At 41.9% G+C, this 20,313-nt stretch carries 18 protein-coding genes; 3 read left to right on the forward strand and 15 right to left on the reverse strand.

What is annotated here, in order from left to right; translation table 11 throughout:
* Nucleotides 1-7 precede the first annotated feature (7 nt).
* From L634_RS0111250 to L634_RS0111275, 6 genes are all read right to left on the reverse strand, one after another.
* Nucleotides 8-1,105 carry a nicotinate phosphoribosyltransferase gene (locus L634_RS0111250; RefSeq protein ID WP_026582541.1) on the reverse strand — a complete coding sequence of 366 codons (1,098 nt, stop codon included), beginning with the start codon at nucleotides 1,103-1,105 and terminating at the stop codon, nucleotides 8-10.
* A 168-nt stretch (nucleotides 1,106-1,273) separates the two neighbouring features.
* The gene (locus L634_RS33830) at nucleotides 1,274-4,672 is read right to left on the reverse strand and encodes a DNA translocase FtsK (RefSeq protein WP_034262539.1); all 3,399 of its coding nucleotides are present in this window, start codon (nucleotides 4,670-4,672) and stop codon (nucleotides 1,274-1,276) included.
* A 428-nt stretch (nucleotides 4,673-5,100) separates the two neighbouring features.
* The gene (locus L634_RS0111260) at nucleotides 5,101-5,901 is read right to left on the reverse strand and encodes a DUF1444 domain-containing protein (protein ID WP_034262542.1); all 801 of its coding nucleotides are present in this window, start codon (nucleotides 5,899-5,901) and stop codon (nucleotides 5,101-5,103) included.
* Nucleotides 5,902-6,072: 171 nt separating this feature from the next.
* The gene (locus L634_RS0111265; protein ID WP_026582543.1) at nucleotides 6,073-6,390 is read right to left on the reverse strand and encodes a thioredoxin family protein; all 318 of its coding nucleotides are present in this window, start codon (nucleotides 6,388-6,390) and stop codon (nucleotides 6,073-6,075) included.
* Nucleotides 6,387-7,409, reverse strand: coding sequence for a PTS transporter subunit IIC (locus L634_RS0111270; protein WP_026582544.1), 1,023 nt, complete (start codon nucleotides 7,407-7,409; stop codon nucleotides 6,387-6,389). The genes L634_RS0111265 and L634_RS0111270 overlap by 4 nt, the downstream gene beginning before the upstream one ends.
* A gap of 427 nt (nucleotides 7,410-7,836) precedes the next feature.
* Nucleotides 7,837-8,349: a hypothetical protein gene (locus L634_RS0111275; RefSeq protein WP_026582545.1), complete on the reverse strand. Its 513-nt coding sequence runs from the start codon at nucleotides 8,347-8,349 to the stop codon at nucleotides 7,837-7,839.
* A 161-nt stretch (nucleotides 8,350-8,510) separates the two neighbouring features.
* Between L634_RS0111275 and L634_RS0111280 the strand changes: the two genes are divergently transcribed.
* Complete coding sequence (locus tag L634_RS0111280) at nucleotides 8,511-8,957, forward strand: YtoQ family protein (protein WP_026582546.1); 447 nt, start codon at nucleotides 8,511-8,513, stop codon at nucleotides 8,955-8,957.
* Nucleotides 8,958-8,978: 21 nt separating this feature from the next.
* On the opposite strand, the gene L634_RS0111285 is transcribed toward L634_RS0111280, so the two are convergent.
* Entirely contained in the window at nucleotides 8,979-9,491 is a 513-nt protein-coding gene (locus tag L634_RS0111285) for a DUF84 family protein (RefSeq protein WP_026582547.1), read from the reverse strand.
* A 164-nt stretch (nucleotides 9,492-9,655) separates the two neighbouring features.
* Nucleotides 9,656-10,729, reverse strand: coding sequence for a M42 family metallopeptidase (locus tag L634_RS0111290; protein ID WP_026582548.1), 1,074 nt, complete (start codon nucleotides 10,727-10,729; stop codon nucleotides 9,656-9,658).
* Nucleotides 10,730-11,229: 500 nt separating this feature from the next.
* On the opposite strand from L634_RS0111290, the gene L634_RS0111300 reads away from it, so the two are divergent.
* Nucleotides 11,230-11,544 carry a PepSY domain-containing protein gene (locus L634_RS0111300; RefSeq protein ID WP_026582550.1) on the forward strand — a complete coding sequence of 105 codons (315 nt, stop codon included), beginning with the start codon at nucleotides 11,230-11,232 and terminating at the stop codon, nucleotides 11,542-11,544.
* A 22-nt stretch (nucleotides 11,545-11,566) separates the two neighbouring features.
* Here L634_RS0111300 and L634_RS0111305 read toward each other — a convergent pair whose 3' ends face one another.
* Entirely contained in the window at nucleotides 11,567-12,412 is an 846-nt protein-coding gene (locus tag L634_RS0111305; RefSeq protein ID WP_026582551.1) for a YtnP family quorum-quenching lactonase, read from the reverse strand.
* A 113-nt stretch (nucleotides 12,413-12,525) separates the two neighbouring features.
* Nucleotides 12,526-13,164, reverse strand: coding sequence for a tRNA (guanosine(46)-N7)-methyltransferase TrmB (trmB, locus tag L634_RS0111310; protein WP_026582552.1), 639 nt, complete (start codon nucleotides 13,162-13,164; stop codon nucleotides 12,526-12,528).
* Between the two features lie 211 nt (nucleotides 13,165-13,375).
* On the opposite strand from trmB, the gene L634_RS0111315 reads away from it, so the two are divergent.
* Nucleotides 13,376-13,654 carry a YtzH-like family protein gene (locus tag L634_RS0111315; RefSeq protein ID WP_026582553.1) on the forward strand — a complete coding sequence of 93 codons (279 nt, stop codon included), beginning with the start codon at nucleotides 13,376-13,378 and terminating at the stop codon, nucleotides 13,652-13,654.
* Between the two features lie 2 nt (nucleotides 13,655-13,656).
* Here L634_RS0111315 and L634_RS0111320 read toward each other — a convergent pair whose 3' ends face one another.
* The 5 genes from L634_RS0111320 to thpR form a co-directional block, all read right to left on the reverse strand.
* Complete coding sequence (locus tag L634_RS0111320) at nucleotides 13,657-14,430, reverse strand: phosphotransferase family protein (protein ID WP_026582554.1); 774 nt, start codon at nucleotides 14,428-14,430, stop codon at nucleotides 13,657-13,659.
* A 468-nt stretch (nucleotides 14,431-14,898) separates the two neighbouring features.
* Nucleotides 14,899-17,052, reverse strand: coding sequence for a type I pullulanase (gene pulA / locus L634_RS0111325; protein WP_026582555.1), 2,154 nt, complete (start codon nucleotides 17,050-17,052; stop codon nucleotides 14,899-14,901).
* Nucleotides 17,053-17,068: 16 nt separating this feature from the next.
* Nucleotides 17,069-18,007, reverse strand: a complete 939-nt coding sequence (locus tag L634_RS0111330) for a diacylglycerol/lipid kinase family protein (protein WP_026582556.1) — start codon at nucleotides 18,005-18,007, stop codon at nucleotides 17,069-17,071.
* A 33-nt stretch (nucleotides 18,008-18,040) separates the two neighbouring features.
* Nucleotides 18,041-19,015, reverse strand: coding sequence for an NERD domain-containing protein (locus L634_RS0111335; RefSeq protein WP_026582557.1), 975 nt, complete (start codon nucleotides 19,013-19,015; stop codon nucleotides 18,041-18,043).
* Between the two features lie 303 nt (nucleotides 19,016-19,318).
* A complete protein-coding gene (thpR, locus tag L634_RS0111345; RefSeq protein ID WP_026582558.1) occupies nucleotides 19,319-19,897 on the reverse strand; it encodes an RNA 2',3'-cyclic phosphodiesterase in 579 nt (192 codons plus the stop codon).
* Nucleotides 19,898-20,313: the final 416 nt, after the last annotated feature.

Consider the following 20,313-nt stretch of genomic DNA (forward strand, 5'->3'; position numbering starts at 1 on the left):
TTATCATTTATTCAACTTTTTCAAGGCGAGGGTTTGGCCGGTATCGGCGGCCAGCCTTTGCAGCATGCTTTCCATCAATCATGACATTATCACCTGTAAATCCAGTCGTGATTTTTAGCAGACTGCTTCCGACTCCATAGGTATCTACTGGAACGCCCCGTTCTTCAAATTCACGAATACGGGATTCTGTAAAACCTCCGCTAACCACAATTTTTACATGTCCAAATCCTTCATCATCCAATGCTTTTCTTAAGGCAAATATAAGCTCGGCATTCACTCCCCGAGGATCAAAGGTTCCAAGCAGATGCTGATTCCTTAAGAAATATTGGTCAATCATTGTTCTTGAGGTATCTACACGCACACCTTTAAGGTCTTCTCCAAAAGCTCTTGCTACTTTCAATGAATCTGTGATTGCGTCGTTATTATAATCAACCAATGCAACCAGTTCATCTTCAGGAAAAGTTTCCTGATAAGCCTTTGTGGCAGCTACGATGTCACCCTCAAACATTTGAATCAATGCATGGGGCATAGTCCCCATTCCTTTCTTTCCCCACCACTCGTTCATTGCATGTGTAGCCTGGGCAGTCGCACCGCCAATAAATGCGGCATATCCGTCTCCAGCCTGGGTAATAAAATGATCATCACGGTCTCCCATGAAAATGACCTGTTTTTGAACCCCTGAAGCACCTGCAGCTTTCACCACATTATATACATTCGTCGCAACGGAAGTTCTTCTGGCCAGAATTCCATCAATGATGCCTTCCAAATAACCGAAATCCTGATATCTTCCTGTTATTGTCAGGACCGTTTCAAACGGAGAAATTTTATCGCCATCCTTTAGTGAATAAATTTCCAGATCATCGGGACGATCTGCAAATGTTTTAAGAAGGGCAATGACTTCATCAGTTCCGCACAAAACTGCATGGTTTTTCTGGAAGAACTGCATCGTAACTATTTTATCCTCATGATATTTTTTAACTATTTCCCTGGTCTTGAGAAAATAAACTGCTGAAAACCATCCATCTCTTACACGTTCATCAAATTTAAATGTCTGGTTTGTCAGACGTTTTATTTCCCCATTTACCTTCATTTCAATTTCCTTCATCCTAAAGCTCCTCACAAACATCAAGAAAGCAAGAGCGCCTGCCGGCCTGGCGATTCAAAGGAGCAGGCTTCTAAAGCTGTCAGCTGGCCCAGCTTCAGAAAGGCTTTCTTATTTTATCAAAGTTGTTATATTTATTATTTAATACATGCAAGTAAAGAATACCATGTATTAATTTATTGTACTAGTGTCTTGTATGGATTCGAGGTCAGCTTCGGTAATGAGAACATCCCTCGGCTTGCTGCCTCTATTTTCAGAAATAAAGCCCTGCTGCTCCATCATATCAATCAATCGGGCTGCCCTGTTATACCCTATTTTAAATCGCCTCTGCAGGCTGGAAGTGGACGCCGCTCCCTGATCTACCACGTACTCGCATGCTTCAAAAAATAGTTCATCCTCTTCTTCAACTATTTGAGCCTTCTTTAATAGCTCTTCCTGCTCAAATAAATAGTCCGGATCACGTTCCCTCCGTACATGCGCAACCACATCATCTATTTCTTTATCTGAAACAAATGTCCCCTGAATCCTTACTGGCTTGGAAGATCCATTTTCAAGAAACAGCATATCACCGCGGCCCAGAAGCTTTTCCGCCCCGCTTATATCGATAATCGTTCTGGAATCAATCTGGGACGATACGGAGAACGCAATTCTCGTTGGAACATTTGCTTTTATTAACCCAGTAATAACATCTACGGATGGACGCTGGGTTGCGATGATAAGGTGGATTCCGCATGCCCGGGCTTTCTGGGCTATTCGGCAAATCGCTTCCTCTACGTCTGCTGGAGACATCATCATTAGGTCTGCAAGCTCATCGATCACGATAACCATGAATGGCAGTTTTTCCGAGTAGCGCTTATGCTCCTCTGCCAGTTCATTAAAACGGTTTATATCTCTTACTCCTGCATGGGCGAATAACTCATATCTGCGCTCCATCTCTTCAACAGCCCATTTCAGGGCAGCTGTAGCCGCTTTTACATCTGTAATAACCGGGCTGACAAGATGGGGAATCCTGTTATATGGCGCAAGTTCGACCATCTTTGGATCAATCAGAAGCAATTTCAGTTCATCAGGGTTTGCCTTGTACAGCAGGCTGACAAGTACTGTATTAATGCAGACGCTTTTTCCAGATCCTGTTGCTCCTGCAATCAATCCATGAGGCATTTTTCTTAAGTCAGTGACAATCGGCTTGCCTGAGATATCAAGCCCCAGTATAGCTGTCAGAGGCGATTCACTATTTTGAAATTCCGGTGTATTAATGATTTCACTGATAAAAACTGGCTTGCTGCTCTGGTTTGGAACCTCAATCCCAATTGTATGCTTGCCTGGAATTGGCGCCTCAATCCGAATATCCCTTGCAGCAAGGCTAAGTTTAATGTCATCTGAGAGATTCGTAATCTTATTTACCTTTACACCTGGTTCCGGCTGCACCTCAAATCTTGTAACAGAAGGCCCTTGTGTCACATTGACAACCCTAGCCCTGACATTAAAATTTTTCAATGTGGAATTCAGCATTTGTTCCTGCTCATATAGCCAATCGGTAGTCTCTTCCTTGATAACGGGCGGTATCAGCAGTGTTTGAGATGGAAATTCGTAATATGAGATTTCATGTTCTTCTTCATGATTGTTTGCTGGCTGCTCATCTCTAGCAGACTCTGTTCCTGGTGATTGCTGATTTTGTACAGCGACCTGCTGAACCGGGCTATCAGCTTGGCTCGATGTTTCAGTATAAACATCCTTGCAGTCCCCGGCTTTTTCGACAGCTGCAGCGGATTGCTGCATATTTTCTACCGGAAATCTGGCAATACTACTTTTTTTTTGATGTTCTTCCCCAGGCCTGATTTGTGATTCCGCTGGCTTTTCCACCTTCTTTTGCTGGTTTAGTTTTTTTCTGTCATTGTTTAGCATGATAACATTGAACGGAATATGGCCCCTGCTTGAAGACTTCTTCTCTGGCTGCTCTTTATCTGCCGGCTGTGCTTCTGCGGACGAATCTTCTATCTCAGATTCAACTATTTCCTGTTTCTGCTCCGCATAGGAAAGTTCTTCAGTTTCAGTATGTGCCACTGGCTTATCTGTATTTGCATTATCTACACTATGCTCGCTTGATGCCGGACTTGCTTGGAACATCGGATCTGCTGTACGTTTAGTGCCTTCTAGCTGCTTATGCTTAGCCCCTTCATTTACTTGAGGATCCGGCTGCTCTTCCAGGATGTTTTCAGAAACTGTCTGCTCTTTAGAAAGTTCATGCTCCTGGACTGCTCTGCTTTCCAACTCTGGATTATCCGGTAATTCTTCGCTCGTGTCAGATTCCTGGTGCAATCCTTCACTGGTTTCCAGGTTGGGAATCATTTCTTCTAGTTCGGGAGTGTGTTCAATAGCTTCTTGTTCTGATTCTTTTTCCGGATGTCCTGCTTCCTGTGGAGGTTCAGCTATAAAACTATTGGACTCTTGATCATTTCCGCTCTCAGCAGATCTGGACTGAACTTCATTTTCAAAACTTTGGTCTGGTATATCGGTATTATCTTGCTCTAAGTGCACATCAGCTTCAGGAGCATTCACTTCATTTTCTGGCACTAAAGGTTCATTATGTTTTTCTGCTGCTGGCTTGGAAACCTCTTCGGTAATTTCTTTCTTGCTCTCCTGGACAATAGAAGCTTCTTCTTTAAGTGCATATTCCAGTAAATCACTTATGTTAGCAGCTTTTTTGTTTTCAGGAGCTATTTTCAAGTTTTCCATTTCATCGTTTACTTGCTCGTCTTGGTCTTCCCGTTCATCTGCCTCATTAGATTTATTAAACTCAGAATGCTGATTCGATTCGCTGTCCTCTTCAGGCACTTCAAACATTAAGTCAGATGCTCCACCAATTGTATACTTTTTAGTTTCAGACTCTACCGTTTCCAAAGCTGCTGCCTGAGCGTGGAACGCCTCTAATTTATCTGAAATTGTGTCTTCCTGTGCTGCTTTTCTCTCAATATTTTCTACTGTTTTTGGCCTTTGTGAAGGCATCTGCTGAATTTTGCGCATCACCTCATCATATGTAAGTTCTTTAGGTTTATTTTCGGATGCCTCATTATCTGACTTGTTCTTTGAGGAACCTGGCCTTGGTCTCTCAAATCCGTAAATAGGCGACGGTATTTCTGTTGGCTGGAATGGCCTCTTCTTATTGGCGGCTTCTCTTTCATTCCTCGTCAATACTCGATCTTCTTTTTTGGCCGGAGCTGGAGCTGGGGCTGCGGGCTTTCTCTGCCTCTCTCTTTCTGCCGTTCGGGGCTGCCTCTTTTCAGGCTTTCTTGCCTGCTGATCCCGCTTTTCAGCAGGACGAGGGCGAGGACGAGGTCTTTTACTCTCCTGTTCGCCTTCATGATCGGGAATTACCGGAAAACGGAACTGCCCTTTCGGATACTGATAAAGCACTTTAGCATCAACATCCCTTGAGCTTTCCTTCGTGTTCTTGGACTGTGGCTGTATATTCTCATATTCTCGCTCTTCAGTATACTCTTCTAAATTTTCATATTCATATTCATCTTCATCATTTCTGAACATGTGGAACAGCTTTTTGATCCAACTCATTTATATCAACTCTTTCTATTTTAAACTTAATTAGTCTATCTTTCTTATTTTATCAGGTATTCATGGTTTTTGAATAATAAAAGCCAGAGATGAGTCCATTTAAAGACAGAATGGGTAAATTTACAAACAATCTTAAGGTTTAAGGCATACTTTCGACTCAGGTAACTGATGAAAGGTTCATAGAGATTACTGTCAGACTTATTGCCCAGGGTCCATAATGGCGAATCGCTGATATTATGCTTTTTTTCGTTTATATCTAAAGGATTTTTTCTAATAGATTGTTGGTTTGCTTATGAATTTTGCCCGTTGATTTCCGCTACTGGCACTAAAAGCTTTCCCAGGGGGAGGAATGCTTCCTATGGCTTAAATGATGGAACCATGCACTTTAGAAAATACAAAAGGACCACAGTGATGTGATCCTCTAGCTGCTACTTCTTCTTATTTTTGCCCAAAATAAAGATTGGTTCAAACTCTCCGTCTTCGTATAAAAACGATAATGATGTGATTGGGACACGGCCGCTCGCGAAGAAGCTCATGGTCATTTGGGCCAGGACGTCATAGCCGGTTTCATTTTTAATGTCTGCTATGATTAGGACATCCTGATGGGGAACAGCCACTGCCATAGATCCTTCCACTTTTAGCTCCATTTCTTTAATGAAAGATTCATTCAGGATTCGGCTGGCATCATATCCATCATTCTTATTAAGAAAATAAAAGGTATTCCCTGCAACAGTATCTGCCTTCATATCTGTTGGCAGGGAACGGACATTAAATAATGCCGTTTCTTTAATCCTCTCCGGAACCCATCCCTCTTTTTCCATAAGCTGTATGTCAATAAGGCGATAGGTTTTGCCCAGGTCAAGGGCATAATAGATTCGTGTTTCAGCAGTATGGTCATCTGTTAAAAATGGAACACCCTCCTGTGATTCACTTGGGAATGAGGTTGAACGGATTACTGGGAAGATGTTTTTTTCATGCCCAGACAAGTGAGCATCTTCCGCCATCGCTTCCAATCCTTCCTCCACATAATAAACGACCTCATCAATCGCCTTTTCTTTTTGTTCCTGCCATTTGACAATAATTCCTGGAAGAGAGATGGTAATCCCTTTGCCAGTCTCTTTATTTTCAATGCGTAGCTGGTCCTTTTCCCTGTTAAAAGAGAAAGTGCGATTTTCCTTTGCTAGCCGCTTTTCCAATTCATTCTTCATTTTCCTGCTGTCCATTTTCATAAATAAGCCCCTCCTTATGGGGATTGATTCCGATTAACATTTTACACTAAAAAACCCTCCTTCTCAAAAGAGATGCAGGAGGGCAGAAAACCAGAAGCGCCTTGGTCACCCCCGACACCCCGAGGGAATCGGCGCTAAATCAATGGTACGATTTCAAAAATATAAGCAGCCTTATTTTTCAAGTGTTTCAATGAAATTCTCAATTTCTTCCTGTGTTTTGCGGTCTTTGCTGACAAAGCGCCCAAGCTCCTGGCCATCCTTGTAGCCAATAAAGCTTGGGATGCCGAATACATTAAGCTCGATGCAGAGATCAATGAATTGATCGCGGTCTGCATAAATAAAATTATAGCTGCTATATTTATCTTCAATTTCTGGCATGATTGGATCAATCACTCTGCAATCAGGACACCAATCTGCTGAAAACATAAAAATATGCTTTCCATGGCTGCGGAGCTCATTAAATTGCTCCATTGATTCTAATTTTTTCATTTCTTTTCTCCCCCTGTGTTGATTTTCATGTCACCGTATTGGATCCAGCCTTTTTTCCTCATATATTCAGATATTACCAAGCTGATAAGAGCTGGTCCAATAATATGCAATACGATCACTTTCATCCAAATGTCTGAACCAAACCCCATGGTTGTAAAAGTCATAATTTGGCCCACAAGTCCGCTTGTGCCCATCCCTGCTCCGGCAGCATTATTCTCCAGAATCCAAATTGTCGTTCCAATTGGTGCCAGGATTGCTCCTGCTATGGTAGGAGGAATAAGAATCCGCGGATTTCTGATGATATTCGCTACCTGCAGCATGGAAGTTCCAATTCCTAGAGCAATAAATCCGCCAATTTTGTTTTCCCTGAAGCTGCTGACTGCAAAGCCCATCATTTGTGCCGCACATCCGACTGTTGCAGCACCTGCAGCAAGGCCATGAAGGTCCAGCATTAGTGCGATAGCAGCTGAGGATATTGGAGCTGTCAGCGCCAGGCCCATCAAAACAGCAACGATAACCCCCATAATAATAGGCCTTTGTTCAGTGCCCCACATAATCAGGCTGCCGAAGCTTTTCATTCCATAATCAATTCCAGGGCCAATTAATGTTGCTACAGCATACCCGACAGCAATTGTAACCAGCGGTGTAACAATAATGTCCACTTTTGTTTCTTTGCTGACAAGCTTTCCAATTTCCGTTGATATAACCGCGGCCACAAAACTTCCAGCTGGCCCGCCTAGTGCGGCCCCTGCTGCCCCGCTTGCTATCGCCGAAAATACAACAAGCGGCGGCGCGTTCAATCCATATGCGACAGCGACACCAATCGCAGGGCCCATAAGCCCCATAGCCAAAACGCCCATCTCGCTCACATACTCTGATCCAAATTGATCTCCGATTGTTTTAATAATCAATCCAATGATCAAGGAAGCAAAAAGTCCCAGCGCCATACTGCTTAAGGCATCAATAAAATATATTTTGGCTGAAAGGGAAACCCCTTTTCTGTCCAGAAAGGCTCTCATCATTATCCCCCTATGTACACGTTTTACAACTATAAAGATAACACATGTCAAGACACTTGTTATACACAATTTTTTCGTATTTTTATTGTTCTATTCAAGAGCCTATTCTATGATACTTTATCTGTTTTATCATAAATTGTTGTTTTTACTTATAATTCTGCCCGTTTATTTCAGCAAGGGGCACTCAGCGAACCCGCGGGAGGAATGAGTGCCTCCCCGGCTTCGCCTGCAGAGTCTCCCACTTCCCTCACTTCCCGCAGGACATTGGAAAAGCATCCTTGAATAAACACCTCGTCGTAAGAAAATGCGAATGCATTTTCGAGGAGTCAAGTACCCCTCCGCTACAATCAACTCAGTTAGTTAAACTAAGGTTGCATTTAAAACTACTCTAATACTCATAAAAAAAACGAAGGGCCATGCCCTTCGCTTAGTTCTTCACCTTTACGGAATTGATGATTTCCATCATCGTTGCGGCGTCAGATGATAAATGTTTGGTTTTGGATTGTGTGGATATTTTTACGCCGCCAATGCCGACAATCAATTCATTTTCGTCTTTTTTTCCACTGTTAATTAATAAGAAGCCCCTATAGCCATCTTTGGTATAGGTCTCATTAACATCATATTCTTTTTTCTGATTGACTGTTGCATCGTAGACAACCTCACTGTCAGGCCCTTCATGCGGATTGTAAAAAAGAATATACGTCTTTGAGCCATTTTTTAAAATGATATTATTAGGGCTTTCCTCTTTAACCTCTACTCCGAAAGGCAAATAATATTCTATATTGTCACTCTTATGATTGGTCTTTTCAGGTGTTTGGCTGAATGCTTCCTCTGCAGCATCCTTTGCGGCATCTTGCTCTTCTTCTAATGATGCTGAACAGGCACTGAGCAGAATAACCGAAATGATTAAGAGCAAGGCTGCGGCAATTTTCATTTTCATACTAAAGTCCCCCTTGCCAGGAAATCTATCATCCTTTTCTATCATACATTTCTTCTTAATAGTCTGACAACCCTTCATCCTGGAAATGAGAGCCTTTTCAATGCGTAACTTCTTAGAAGAAATGTTAAAATATAAGAATCATGCATAAAGGAGGAAAAAGAATGGAAATTACCGTCTATTTAGCGGGTGAAATTCACTCTAATTGGCGCGATGAATTAAAAGAGAAAGCAAAATCACTGCAGCTGCCTGTTCATTTTTCCGGGCCAATGGAGAACCATGACCGCTCTGATATGATTGGAGAGGAAATCCTCGGAAAACAGCCTGACGCTATCCTGCGGGACGAAGCTGCATCCAGCATCAATAATTTAAGAACGCAGCTCCTCATGCAGAAGTCAGACCTTGTGATCGCTTTATTCGGAGAAAAATATAAGCAATGGAATACCGCTATGGATGCAAGTGCAGCAATTACCCTTGGCAAGCCGCTGATCCTTATCCGTCCAAAGGAGCTGCATCACCCATTAAAAGAACTTTCAAGCAAGGCAAATGTTACAGTTGAAACAGTCAATCAGGCATTGAAAGTACTATCCTATATTTTTGAAACTGAATAAGAAAAAGGGGCAGCCGAGTGGCTAGCCCCTTTTTCTATACTCATATTGTCCAATCAGGAGCTGCATCACATGGGAGAACATGTCTGCACGATTTACTCTCCCATTCGTAAAAATCCCGACTGCTCCTTCATTTTTGCGGACATTCGCCTTTTCAGCATAATCATCCATAACCGGCCCAAGCTCTTCACCAGCAAGAAGCCTTGCCGATACCTCTTCAGGAAGCGGGATCCGTGCCCCACCGCCGATAATAGGAGGTTTTCCCTCCTCTGCAAGAGCACCCCAGTTGCATAGGAATAAACCGTATTCTGTTTCCTGCACTCCGCCTTCCAGTCCAATGCCAATTTGCCCTCCAGCTGTTTCAAGAGCCCCGAAAGCTCTGTTGATTGCTCCTGTAATCGTTTCTTCATCAGAGAAAGGCTGGGTGCTTACACCTGATTGCACATCCTTAGAAATAATTTCTGCTTCATAGCCGCTAAAAGCCGTTTGCACCGCCATTATTTTAGCAGGATTTTTTGAACCAATGATGATTTTCATAAGCTGCTCCTTTCCGAATAACGCAAGGCGCCTAGACCATGGAAAGCAGCTAAAAACGCCGCGATCTCCCAAAAGCTGCCGTTGCGTGAGCTAGACAGTTCCCAAACTTCAAATTTGTTTTAATCATTGGAAAAAGAGACAGCATGGCTGTCTCCAAATAAACGTTAACAGTTTTGGCGAATCGTATCTACAGTGGAACGATCACAGGATTTAACAAGCTTTACAAGAAGCTCTTTTGCTGCTGCATAGTCATCAATATGGACAATCGAAGCATGTGTGTGGATATAACGTGAACAGATTCCAATTACCGCACTGGGAACCCCTTCATTGGAAATATGAACTTTACCAGCATCTGTTCCTCCTTGAGATACGAAATATTGATATGGAATGTTATGCGTTTCTGCCGTATCCAGTATAAACTCCCTCATTCCGCGGTGTGTTACCATTGAACGATCCAGGATACGAAGAAGGGCTCCCTTTCCTAAATGGCCGAATTCATTTTTGTCCCCAGTCATGTCATTAGCTGGACTCGCATCCAAAGCAAAGAAAATATCAGGGTTAATCATATTCGCTGCTGTCTGAGCACCCCTTAAGCCTACTTCTTCCTGAACAGTTGCTCCGGAGTATAGGACATTCGGCAAAGTTTCAGCTTGAACTTCCTCCAGAAGTTCGACAGCCAATCCGCAGCCATAGCGGTTATCCCAAGCCTTAGCCAATATTTTCTTATCATTCGCCATTGGGGTAAATGGACAAATCGGAAGAATTTGCTGCCCAGGCTTGATGCCGATTTTCTTCGCATCCTCCCGGTCATCAGCTCCGATATCAATCAGCATATTCTTAATTTCCATCGGCTTGCTGCGCTTTGCTTCATCCAAAAGGTGAGGAGGGATGGAGCCAATTACACCTGTAACAGGGCCATTATCGGTAATGACCTGGACTCTTTGCGCAAGCAAAACCTGGCTCCACCAGCCGCCGAGTGTCTGAAAACGGATCATTCCATTATCCGTTATGGAAGTAACCATGAATCCGACTTCATCCATATGACCTGCCACCATAACAGTCGGTCCATTTTCATCGCCTCTTTTTACGCCAAAGATGCCGCCAAGCTTGTCCTGTACGATTTCATCCGTATACTGGCTGATTTGCTCGCGCATGAATTTTCTCACTAAATGTTCATTTCCGGGTGCTCCAGGCAATTCAGTTAATGTTTTAAAAAGCTTTAGTGTTTTTTCGTTCATTTATCTGCTCCTTTAACACTTGCCAAGATTGGCTGTGAAGATATGTATAATTTCATTTTACAGAACTTTCATACGTCTTTCCACCATTTCAGAAGGTAAACTTCGACAGTCTAAATTTATCTGCATATATAAACCATAAGTTTTCAAAGGCAACATGTTATTTATTTTAGTATCAGCCTTTTTTTGGTAAGATAGAGTTTGGAAGCACTTATTCGAATTGGCTCTTTTCTCATAAATTGTTGTTTTACTTATAAATTCAGCCCGTTGATTTCCTGCGGGCACTTGCTTTCCGCGGGGAGGGTTGAGAGCCTCCTCGGCTTCGCCTGTGGGGTCTCCCATTTCCCTCTCTTCTGAGCAGGAGTCAAATCCCTCCGCTGCAATCAACTAAGTTGGTTAACCTTAGTTAGTCGCCCAAAAAGCAGCAAATTTTACGAAAATAGCCTTCGAATTTAATAAAACATGACAATCCACATTTGATCATCCGCCTTGGAGGTGCAATTATGAACTGGAAATCATTTATTTTAGGGGTTGCGGTTGGTTTAGCCAGCGGCTATGCCGCAAGGGAACTGTTATCGGAAAAGACATCTGTTTCTCCTGAAAAAGCTTTGGCAAACGCAAAGGAAGCATTCAAACAGGAAGGGCCCATCAGTGGTTCATGGATTCAAATGAAAGCAGAGCCTTATGAAAAAGGGCATTTGAAATATCAGGTTTATAAAGGCGGCATTTCGAGGTTTTCAGGCGAACAGGCAGAGCAATATGAATTTATTGCTGATGCTGCGACTGGAACGATATTGGACATTTTTCCTCTTCATTAAAAAATCCCCAAATGGGGATTTTTTAATTGCGGCCTCTTTCCAATTTATCTATTAAGCTTTTCCCTGTTCCATCCCATTTGACAGCCCGGTAAAATGCATCATGATAAAAGGTAAACCAGGCATTGTTTTTTAATCCATATTCCATCCATTTTTGTTTGGCGCTGATGGAATCCATCGGATAATCATCGTAAGCCAAAACCCATAATACATTTTGGTGGGCATGGGTTGGCATGATATCAGCCATATGGACAATCGTTTCGCCGCCATCTTCAATTACAATAATGGAATGCCCATCGCTATGGCCTCCGGTATGCACCATTTTAATAGGGCCAAGAGTCCACTCTCCATCAAACACTTCTACTTGATTCTGAATAGCCTCCCAGTTTTCTTTCCAGTATGTATTCCTCGAGCGGATGTTTGGATTTCTCATTTCTTCCCATTCCACAGCTGAAGCGATAATTTTGGCATTTGGAAATACAGAAGCAAACCCTTCCTCTGCTGGTTTTGTCAGTCCGCAAGCATGATCAAAGTGAAGATGTGTCATTAAAATGTAATCGATATCCTCCGGAGTCAGGCCATGCTCTGCCAAGTCCTGCTCAACAAGAGACTCTTCAAGAGCCCCAAAATTGCGCCTCTGTTTTTCATTTAATTTTCCATTCCCCAGCCCTGATTCCACCAATATATTTTTCCCATCAGCCTGAATGAGAATCGGGTCAGTTCTTAATTCAATTTGATTTTTTTCATTGCATGGATATTTTCCTGACCATAAAGGCTTGGGCACAACCCCAAACATAGCACCTCCATCAAGATATGTAACTCCGCCGCGAAGCCAGGAAAGCTTTATGTTTTGCAGTTTCAATGTTTCCATCATTCTCTCCTCCAATTCTCGATTTAATTTTATAGTAACATTTAAGCGCTTACTTTTAGAAATATTTAAATTATTATGCAAAAAAAAGCCTACCCATATGGATAGACTTCAATTTATCGATACTGAACTTCGCACCGGTAGATGCGGCTTCCTTTTGCTGAAAACTTCTCTTCATACTCCGTCATGATGTTTCCTTCAAAGTCACTGTTGTGAAGATCAAGGCTTACATAGGTAAGCAGCATCCCATATTCTGAGAAACTCTTCAGAGAAGACTCAAATAGACCTTGATTATCTGTTTTAAAATGAATTTCTCCTTTATCCACCAGGATATCTTCATATATTTCCAGGAAGGTTCTATATGTCAGCCTGCGCTTGGCATGGCGCTTTTTCGGCCACGGATCTGAGAAGTTGAGGTAAACACGGTCAACTTCGCCTTTTTCAAAGTAATTCCGAAGGTCATTTGCATTCACATTCAGAAGCTTTACATTAGGAAGTTCTTCTTCAATGATACGGTCCAATGCAGTAACAATGACACTATCAGCAAGTTCAATACCTATATAGTTGGTGTCTGGATTCGCTTTTGCCATGCCTGTGATAAAACGGCCTTTTCCTGTTCCAATCTCGATATGAAGCGGCTGGTTCTGATCGAATGCTTCATTCCACTTTCCTTTATATTTTTCAGGTTCAGAAATTACATATTGAGGGTATTCGGCTAATTTATCCTTAGCCCATGGTTTATTTCGCTGTCGCATATTGACACTCCCAAAAATTAATATCGTTCAAACAATATCATGCAAATTGCAGTGATGCAACTTTATTTTTCTTTGGCTTAGTTTACCCATTTATAGGCTAAACAAATAAATGCCACTATGCCCCATGAATAAATAGAAAAAGGAATCCACAACCTAGATGTGAATTCCTTTTGTTTTGTATCTTCAGATTCAGGAAGAAAGGGTGTTTTCAATGCCGCTTGGACAGCAGGACCAATTAAATTTATTAAAAGATATATTAAGCAATCATCAGACAGATTGCTGTGGCTCTGTTTCAGAATGTGAACAATTGGAACGGCTTGTTAAATCTTTAATGGTAAATGGAAATATTAATCAAAATGTCAAAACAGTATTAGAAGAAATTTATGAATACAGCCAGCATGGCATAAATTCTTCCCAATTGGATAATCACATAGAATCACATCAGAATGAATTATCTCAATGGGTTCATGAGATCGATCAGCTTTCCTGAGTTTAAAGGAGCTCATCCAAATAGGATATCCACTTATCCATTTCCTGGTACCTGAATTTATTTTTATGCCACTGAATGGACGTAAGTGTTTGGGCGATGACGTACCATTTCATGCGGAGCATCAAGTCATCCGTCAATTCGATGCCATAACGCTTTACCCAATTAGACCACTCTTCTTGAGGGATATACCAATATAACAGCATCCCTAAATCTATGGCTGGATCCGCTATCATAGCACCATCCCAGTCAATCAGGTACAGCTGGTTGTTTTCCGAAAGCAGCCAGTTGTTATGATTTACATCGCAATGGCAAACCGTTTTATCCTGACATTGTATATTGGCGACCTCATTCTTAAGGAATTCAATCGACTGAATAACCGCCCTCTGCTGCTTTAAATCGGAATCCAATTCTTCCTCGATCATATGCAATAATGTTTCCGGCTGCAGCGGTGATTTTCCAAGCCTGGTCAGCATCCCCAGTAAAGGTTTAGAAGAATGAATTTTTTTCAGCAGCTTAGCAACTCTTTCCTGATTCATGTCGGAAGCTTTAAGCTCTCTCCCATTTAGCCATTGCTGCGCAGTAATAACATCCCCATTCTCCATCCTTTTCGTCCATACAAGCTTCGGGACAATCCCTTCAGCAGACAGAACAGCCAGAAATGGCGAGGAATTCCTTTTTAAAAATAGCCTTTGCTCTTCATGCTGGGCATAAAAGGCTTCCCCCGTCGCACCTCCGGCGGGAATAATCTCCCAGTCATGTCCAAATAAATGTTCCAAAGTTGTTCACCTGCAATTAGTAAGCCATTTTGTCAAACAGCTATAGTTGAAAAACATAAGCCCTGATTTTGGCAATCAAACTATTCTGCAAAGCCGATCTGCAGAAAAGCTATCTATACCGAATAAGCAAAAAACTCGTATGCATTATGGGTTATATTCAAAATCATTCATAAGCACATAAAAAGCCTGTTAATCCGGTAAAGCAAATTAAGCACCTATACCACACAGGGTAAACAGGCGAAATACATTTTATATGAGACTGCCTCTTAATAGGCATAAATTGTTGATATCGTAAAATAAAAAAAGAGCTATTGATGCAAGTTCCTCACAATAGCCATCTTTATAAATTTTATTCTTACTGGCTTTTTTCGTCAAGTGCATCTATTTAGGTTTCCGGAATATCCGTGAAAAAATGGAGAAAAAACTTCCCCAGCCTCTATATTCCAGTAACAGAAAGGAGGAAAAACCCTAAACCTCCTTCCTGGAAATCAATACATAAGAACTTATTGGACTTAAAGTAAACTTCCCGGCAGCTCTCCCCTTTGGCATTAGCCCGGCACTTTCAGCATCCGCTAGAATTTCCCACTCACCATCCGGCAGAGAAATTACCCTTTCTGCCACAGAAGGATTAAGCAATACTGCAGCCCTTTTCCAATCGGCATTTTCATCGAAGCTGATTAAAACAAAACCAATCAAAGGGGCGCTTACGTCCATAAAGCGCATGGATTTCCGGATTAAATCTGCACTGGAAAGCCTGAAGAGCGGAATATTTTTTCTAATCTCAATGATCCCTTTAATATATTCAACATTATCCGAGTAACGGCTCTTTCTCTTCCAGTCCAGCTTATTAATGGAATCCGGGGCACGGTAACTGTTTCCATTTCCCTCTTTCGTCCTAAAAAATTCCTGGCCGCTGTGCAGAAATGGTATTCCCTGAGAAAGAAGGACAATGACTGTTGCCAGGCGGTGTTTTCTTTGCTGAATGTTTTCTTCCAACCCTTCAGTGCATACAAGGATTTTATCCCAAAGAGTATGATTGTCATGCGATTCCACATAATTTACGGATTGTGAAGGAGAATTGAAAATTCCCTTTTCTTTTTTTTCGAGGCCGATGCTGCCTGCCAATACATGCTTTGCGGCTTCATAGTAATGTTCATTTCCTAATGCGTATCCTTTATCATACAAATTAAAGGTGCTGCCTTTTATGGAATCCCGAAACCAGTCATTAAATTGGCCAATTCCAGGAAGCTTATCCTGATTGCGTATGTTTGCTTTTTGGTCATCCGGAATGGGCGTATTCAATTCCCAGCCTTCACCAATAATAACGGCAGCGGGATCAATCGAATCTGCGGTTTCCCTAATCCTGTTCATGGTTTCAATATCGAGTATACCCATTAAATCGAACCTGAATCCATCAACCTGATATTCCTTCATCCAAAACTCCACAGAATCAACAATAAACTTCCTGGCCATAAGCCGTTCTGAGGCAAAATCATTTCCTACTCCAGTGCCATTGGAAGGCAGTCCAAATTCGTTGTGGCGAAAAAAATAGCCGGGGACAATTTTTTCAAAGGAAGATTCCTCCCGGATATAGACATGATTATAAACCACGTCCATAATTACCCTTAGCCCCTCGGAATGAATAGAGTTAACCATTGCTTTTAACTCCCGTATTCTCGAATAAGGATCGCCGGGATCTGTTGAATAGCTTCCTTCGGGTGCATTAAAATGCAAAGGGTTATAGCCCCAGTTATAATCCGTTTTGGGACCTCTTTCATCTACTCCTTCAAAGTCGTGGATGGGCAGAAATTCAATATGGGTAATTCCGAGCTGCTTTACATAGGAAAGGCAGGTCGGCTCCCCGTCTCCCCCCTTGGTGCCTGCCTCTCCAGCTCCAAGGTACATGCCTTTCCTGACAGCTCCGCTGTCAGGATGGATCGTAAAGTCCCGTATGTGTGTTTCATAAATGATTGCATCTGTTGGCTGGATAAGCGCCGGGAGTTCAGGCTTCACCATTTTCGTTTTTTCCAAATCGACTATTGCCCCGTATTCGCCATTAACCGCAACAGAAACCGCATAAGGATCAACCGCTTCTCTCCATTCAAGATTTACACAGACAAGGAAGGAATATAAATAACGATCAAGATTGCCAATAACTTCACAGCTCCAAACTCCTTTTTCCCCTCTGGCCATCTCGACAGTTTGAGCTTCATCATTTCGATTTGCTTTAAGCTTAAGCTTCACTTTTGTTGCAGTAGGTGCCCAGAGCCTGAAAATCGACTTTTCTTCCGTATAAGAAAAACCAAGTGGACCTTCATAGAAAAATTTCTTATCAAATTGCTCCGTTCGAATAACGGCCCCCATTTGCAGATCCGTTTTCCCGCCATATTCATCCACTATCCAGTACTGTTCCCCTATTGACAGCTCCCGGTCTATCCGGCATGTATATTTTATGGAATCCTCAATAGGCAAGCTATTCAGTATGTCCATTGGAATTTCTTCTGTACCTGCCAGCAGGAAAAACCTTGATGAACGTCCCTGATGATATTGGAAAGGAAGTAAGATCGTAATGATGTGCATTTCATCTAAATATGCATAATAATTTCGTTCAATCGATATCATTTCGAGCTCATCTCCTTTACTTCCGCTTCTTCTTCAAAAGAACAGGAAGGGCATTCCTGCATACAGATACTGTCATCGGAGTAAATCCCAAGAATTCCCCATCCGCATGGGCTGGGATAGGCTGCGAGGACCGAATGCTGATCTCTTTCCCCTGAAAAACTGCAACCTCTTTAAGAACGATATGCTTCCCATTAAATACTGAAGAAAAAACAAACAAAAGCTTTACCCTTGATATATTGTGGACAACCGTAAGATTTAGAATACCGTCAAAAGGATTGGCATTAGGGGAGATTTTCATTCCGCCTCCATAAAAAGGCTGATTGGATACGGTTATAAACCACGCAGAATCAAAGAAGTGCTTTTTTCCATCAATCTCGACTTCAAGTTTCGAGCACTTATAAGTAAACAGTTCTCTTATCAGGAAAAGGACATAAACGAATTTGCCCAGTGATAATCGATTTAAATGCCCTTTTACTTTTGAACTGTTAACTTTTTTTGCAATTTGGGCATCGAAGCCAGCACCCATATTATTAATAAAATATGTTTCTTTTTCTCCTGTGTGCCTAATCAAACCCATATCCGCTCTGACCGGCTGGATTCCCGTTATAATCGCATTTAATGCAGCTTCTGGATCTTTAGGAAGGCCAAACCCGCGCGAAAAGTCATTTCCTGATCCTCCAGGGATGAATCCAACATTCACATTTAGGTACATGGCAGCACCATTTACAACTTCATGAAGAGTTCCGTCCCCGCCAACCGCAATAAGATCCAATCTCTTTCCTCCGGCTTTTTCAGCATAAGATCTGGCCAGTTCCTTTGCATGTCCGCGATATTCTGTAAAGCTGGCAGAATAAGTAATGTTTTCCTGCTTTAGCACCTGTTGAATTTTCAGCCAGACTTTTTGGCAATAACCGTTTTTGGCCTGCGGATTAATGATAAAAATGGCGGGTTTCATATTAAGCATTCCTCAGCAGCAGCTGCTGTATATTTACTCATTTGGATTCTCCCATTCCAGCCTTTTTATGGATGTAGTCTGGCAATATTGAAGCAAGGCCTGGGCTCCCTTAAGCTGGACATGCTTGAGAGGAAAACGCTGGTTTCTCATTGTTTGAAACCATTTCTCATAACCTCGCTTTTCTATAAGCTGAACGTCAAAAGGGGCCGTCGGATAATCAATATAACCGTTTCGGCACAGGACGGCCTTATGAATCGGCAAATCAATATCATGGAGCTCAAATATTTTGCCGACAATTTTTTCTGTCCTGTTTAACGCGAGCAAAGGATTAAGAAATTTTTTTTCCCCCGCTGATCCCTTTTTAGTCCAGAATCGATCCTTTGACCCTGCAAATACTGCCAAATCCTCCTCCTCCAAAAAGCTGATGCACCAGGTATCTGTCGGACTTATTAAGATGGATTCTGTTTCAACAGGTGCCTGTTTCAGCAAAAAGACAGGATTGTACATGGTAAGATACGTATCCGGAAATCTTTGCAGGAAGTATTTTAGCTTTTCATCATAATAGTATCGCTTATCAGGAAATGATTTTTCTGTTAAAGTGGATGTAGCCCATTTCATTTGAAAACGGTAAAGCTGATCGAGAAAATGATGTTTTAAATTCTCAAGCGTATCTAGATGCGCCGTAAAGGAAGCTTCAAATGCAAATTCATCTTCTATTTTTTCTTCTTTGCTATATTCTTCAGCACTATAGTCTTCTTCTTCCTTTTTTCCGCGCTTTAATAGACTCTTTAACTTACCCATAAAAGGTTCCTTCTCTTCATCAGGCCAGCCACTGCTGATGTTTGAAAGCTGGGGCTCCGGGTCAAATCTGTATAATTCATTTGATTCCCATGCCTTATGCCACTTTTCCCATTGTTGCTTCTTCAGCCTGACAAACCTGGAAGGATAAACAAAAATATCCTGTTCATACCGTGAAACATAGTCCTGCAATTTAATTAACTGTCCCATTTCTCCTAGCCCTGCTTTCGTAAAAAACTTCTATATATATAAATTGCTTTTTTAATCTAGGGGATGTTGTTTTCCGCTGCAGAACTTAAGCTTCCGCTAAGGCCGCAGCTTTTCGTACTATTTTGCTTTTAAGGTTTCCCATAAGCAGATTTTACCCGCAGGACTTTGAAAGCATCCCCGAACAAAACACCGCACGAAGGAAGTGCAAATGCCTTCAAGATTTTTTCCACCTTCTGCTCTCAGCACCGCTAAATCGATGATGAGCTTAACAGCAAAAATTTTTTATAAGGTATGTATATCATTTTATTCGGCCAAAAGCGGAAAGATGGCAATACTTTCGTATTTTGGTGTTTTGTCTAAGTGTGTACGGTAAAGGACCACCTCTGCAGCGTCAAATTCAAGTGCCTTTTCCTTAAAAGGATTATATTGATCAATTGAGCTTTTTTGAAATGCCTCCGTACCCACCCATTTTCTTGCCAATGTGATATGGGGCTTAAAAGGCCTTGTCTCTAATTCAAACCCCGCATCCTGGCATGCGGAAAAAACCTTATCCCTTACAACATGGAGCCTTTCCTCACACTCAGTGTCGCACCAAAAAATTCTTGGTGAACTTTCTTTTCCAAAAATGCCTAAGCGATTGATGAATAGCGGGAATGCCTTAGTGCCTTCGAGTGAATCGGCCACTAACTTTCCTGCTGTATTAAGCTTGTGCTCAGGCGCTGATCCAAGAAATGCTAATGTAATATGATAATCCTCATGATGAACCCAGCGGCTAAAGGGCAATTTTTCTTTCAGCTCTTTACAATATTCATTGAGTTGTTTCTTTGTCTCGGAAGGCAATTTTACCGCAAAGAAAAAATGCGCATTATCATGATTTCCCACTTGACTCTACCTCCATATTTTTTCCTATTTTATCAAACATCACTTAAAATTGGCAGATACTTTATAACTGCCATCCAACTCTCGTATATTTTTGGCTGTGTTAAAGCTTATTGTTGATTGGAGCGGAAGGTGCTAATCCCGCGAAAATGCTATCGTATTTTCTTACGACGCGGTGTTCATTCGAGGAAGCTTATTCAATGTCCTGCGGGAGAAGCGTGTCAGCGGGAGACCCCGCAGTTGCGAATGCACCGAGGAGCGTCGGACCGCCCGCTGAACGCTTGAGTGCCTCGTGCTGAAATCAACAGACAAATTTAACAGAGCCATATTTTTATAAACCTAAAACCCTTTGATTTGATTGGAATAGTCTGTTTTAGGTATGATGAATAGGATAAAACATAATTATAGATTTCCTATTA

It is taken from the genome of Bacillus sp. J33 (assembly GCF_000518885.1).
GTDB lineage: Bacteria > Bacillota > Bacilli > Bacillales > Cytobacillaceae > Cytobacillus.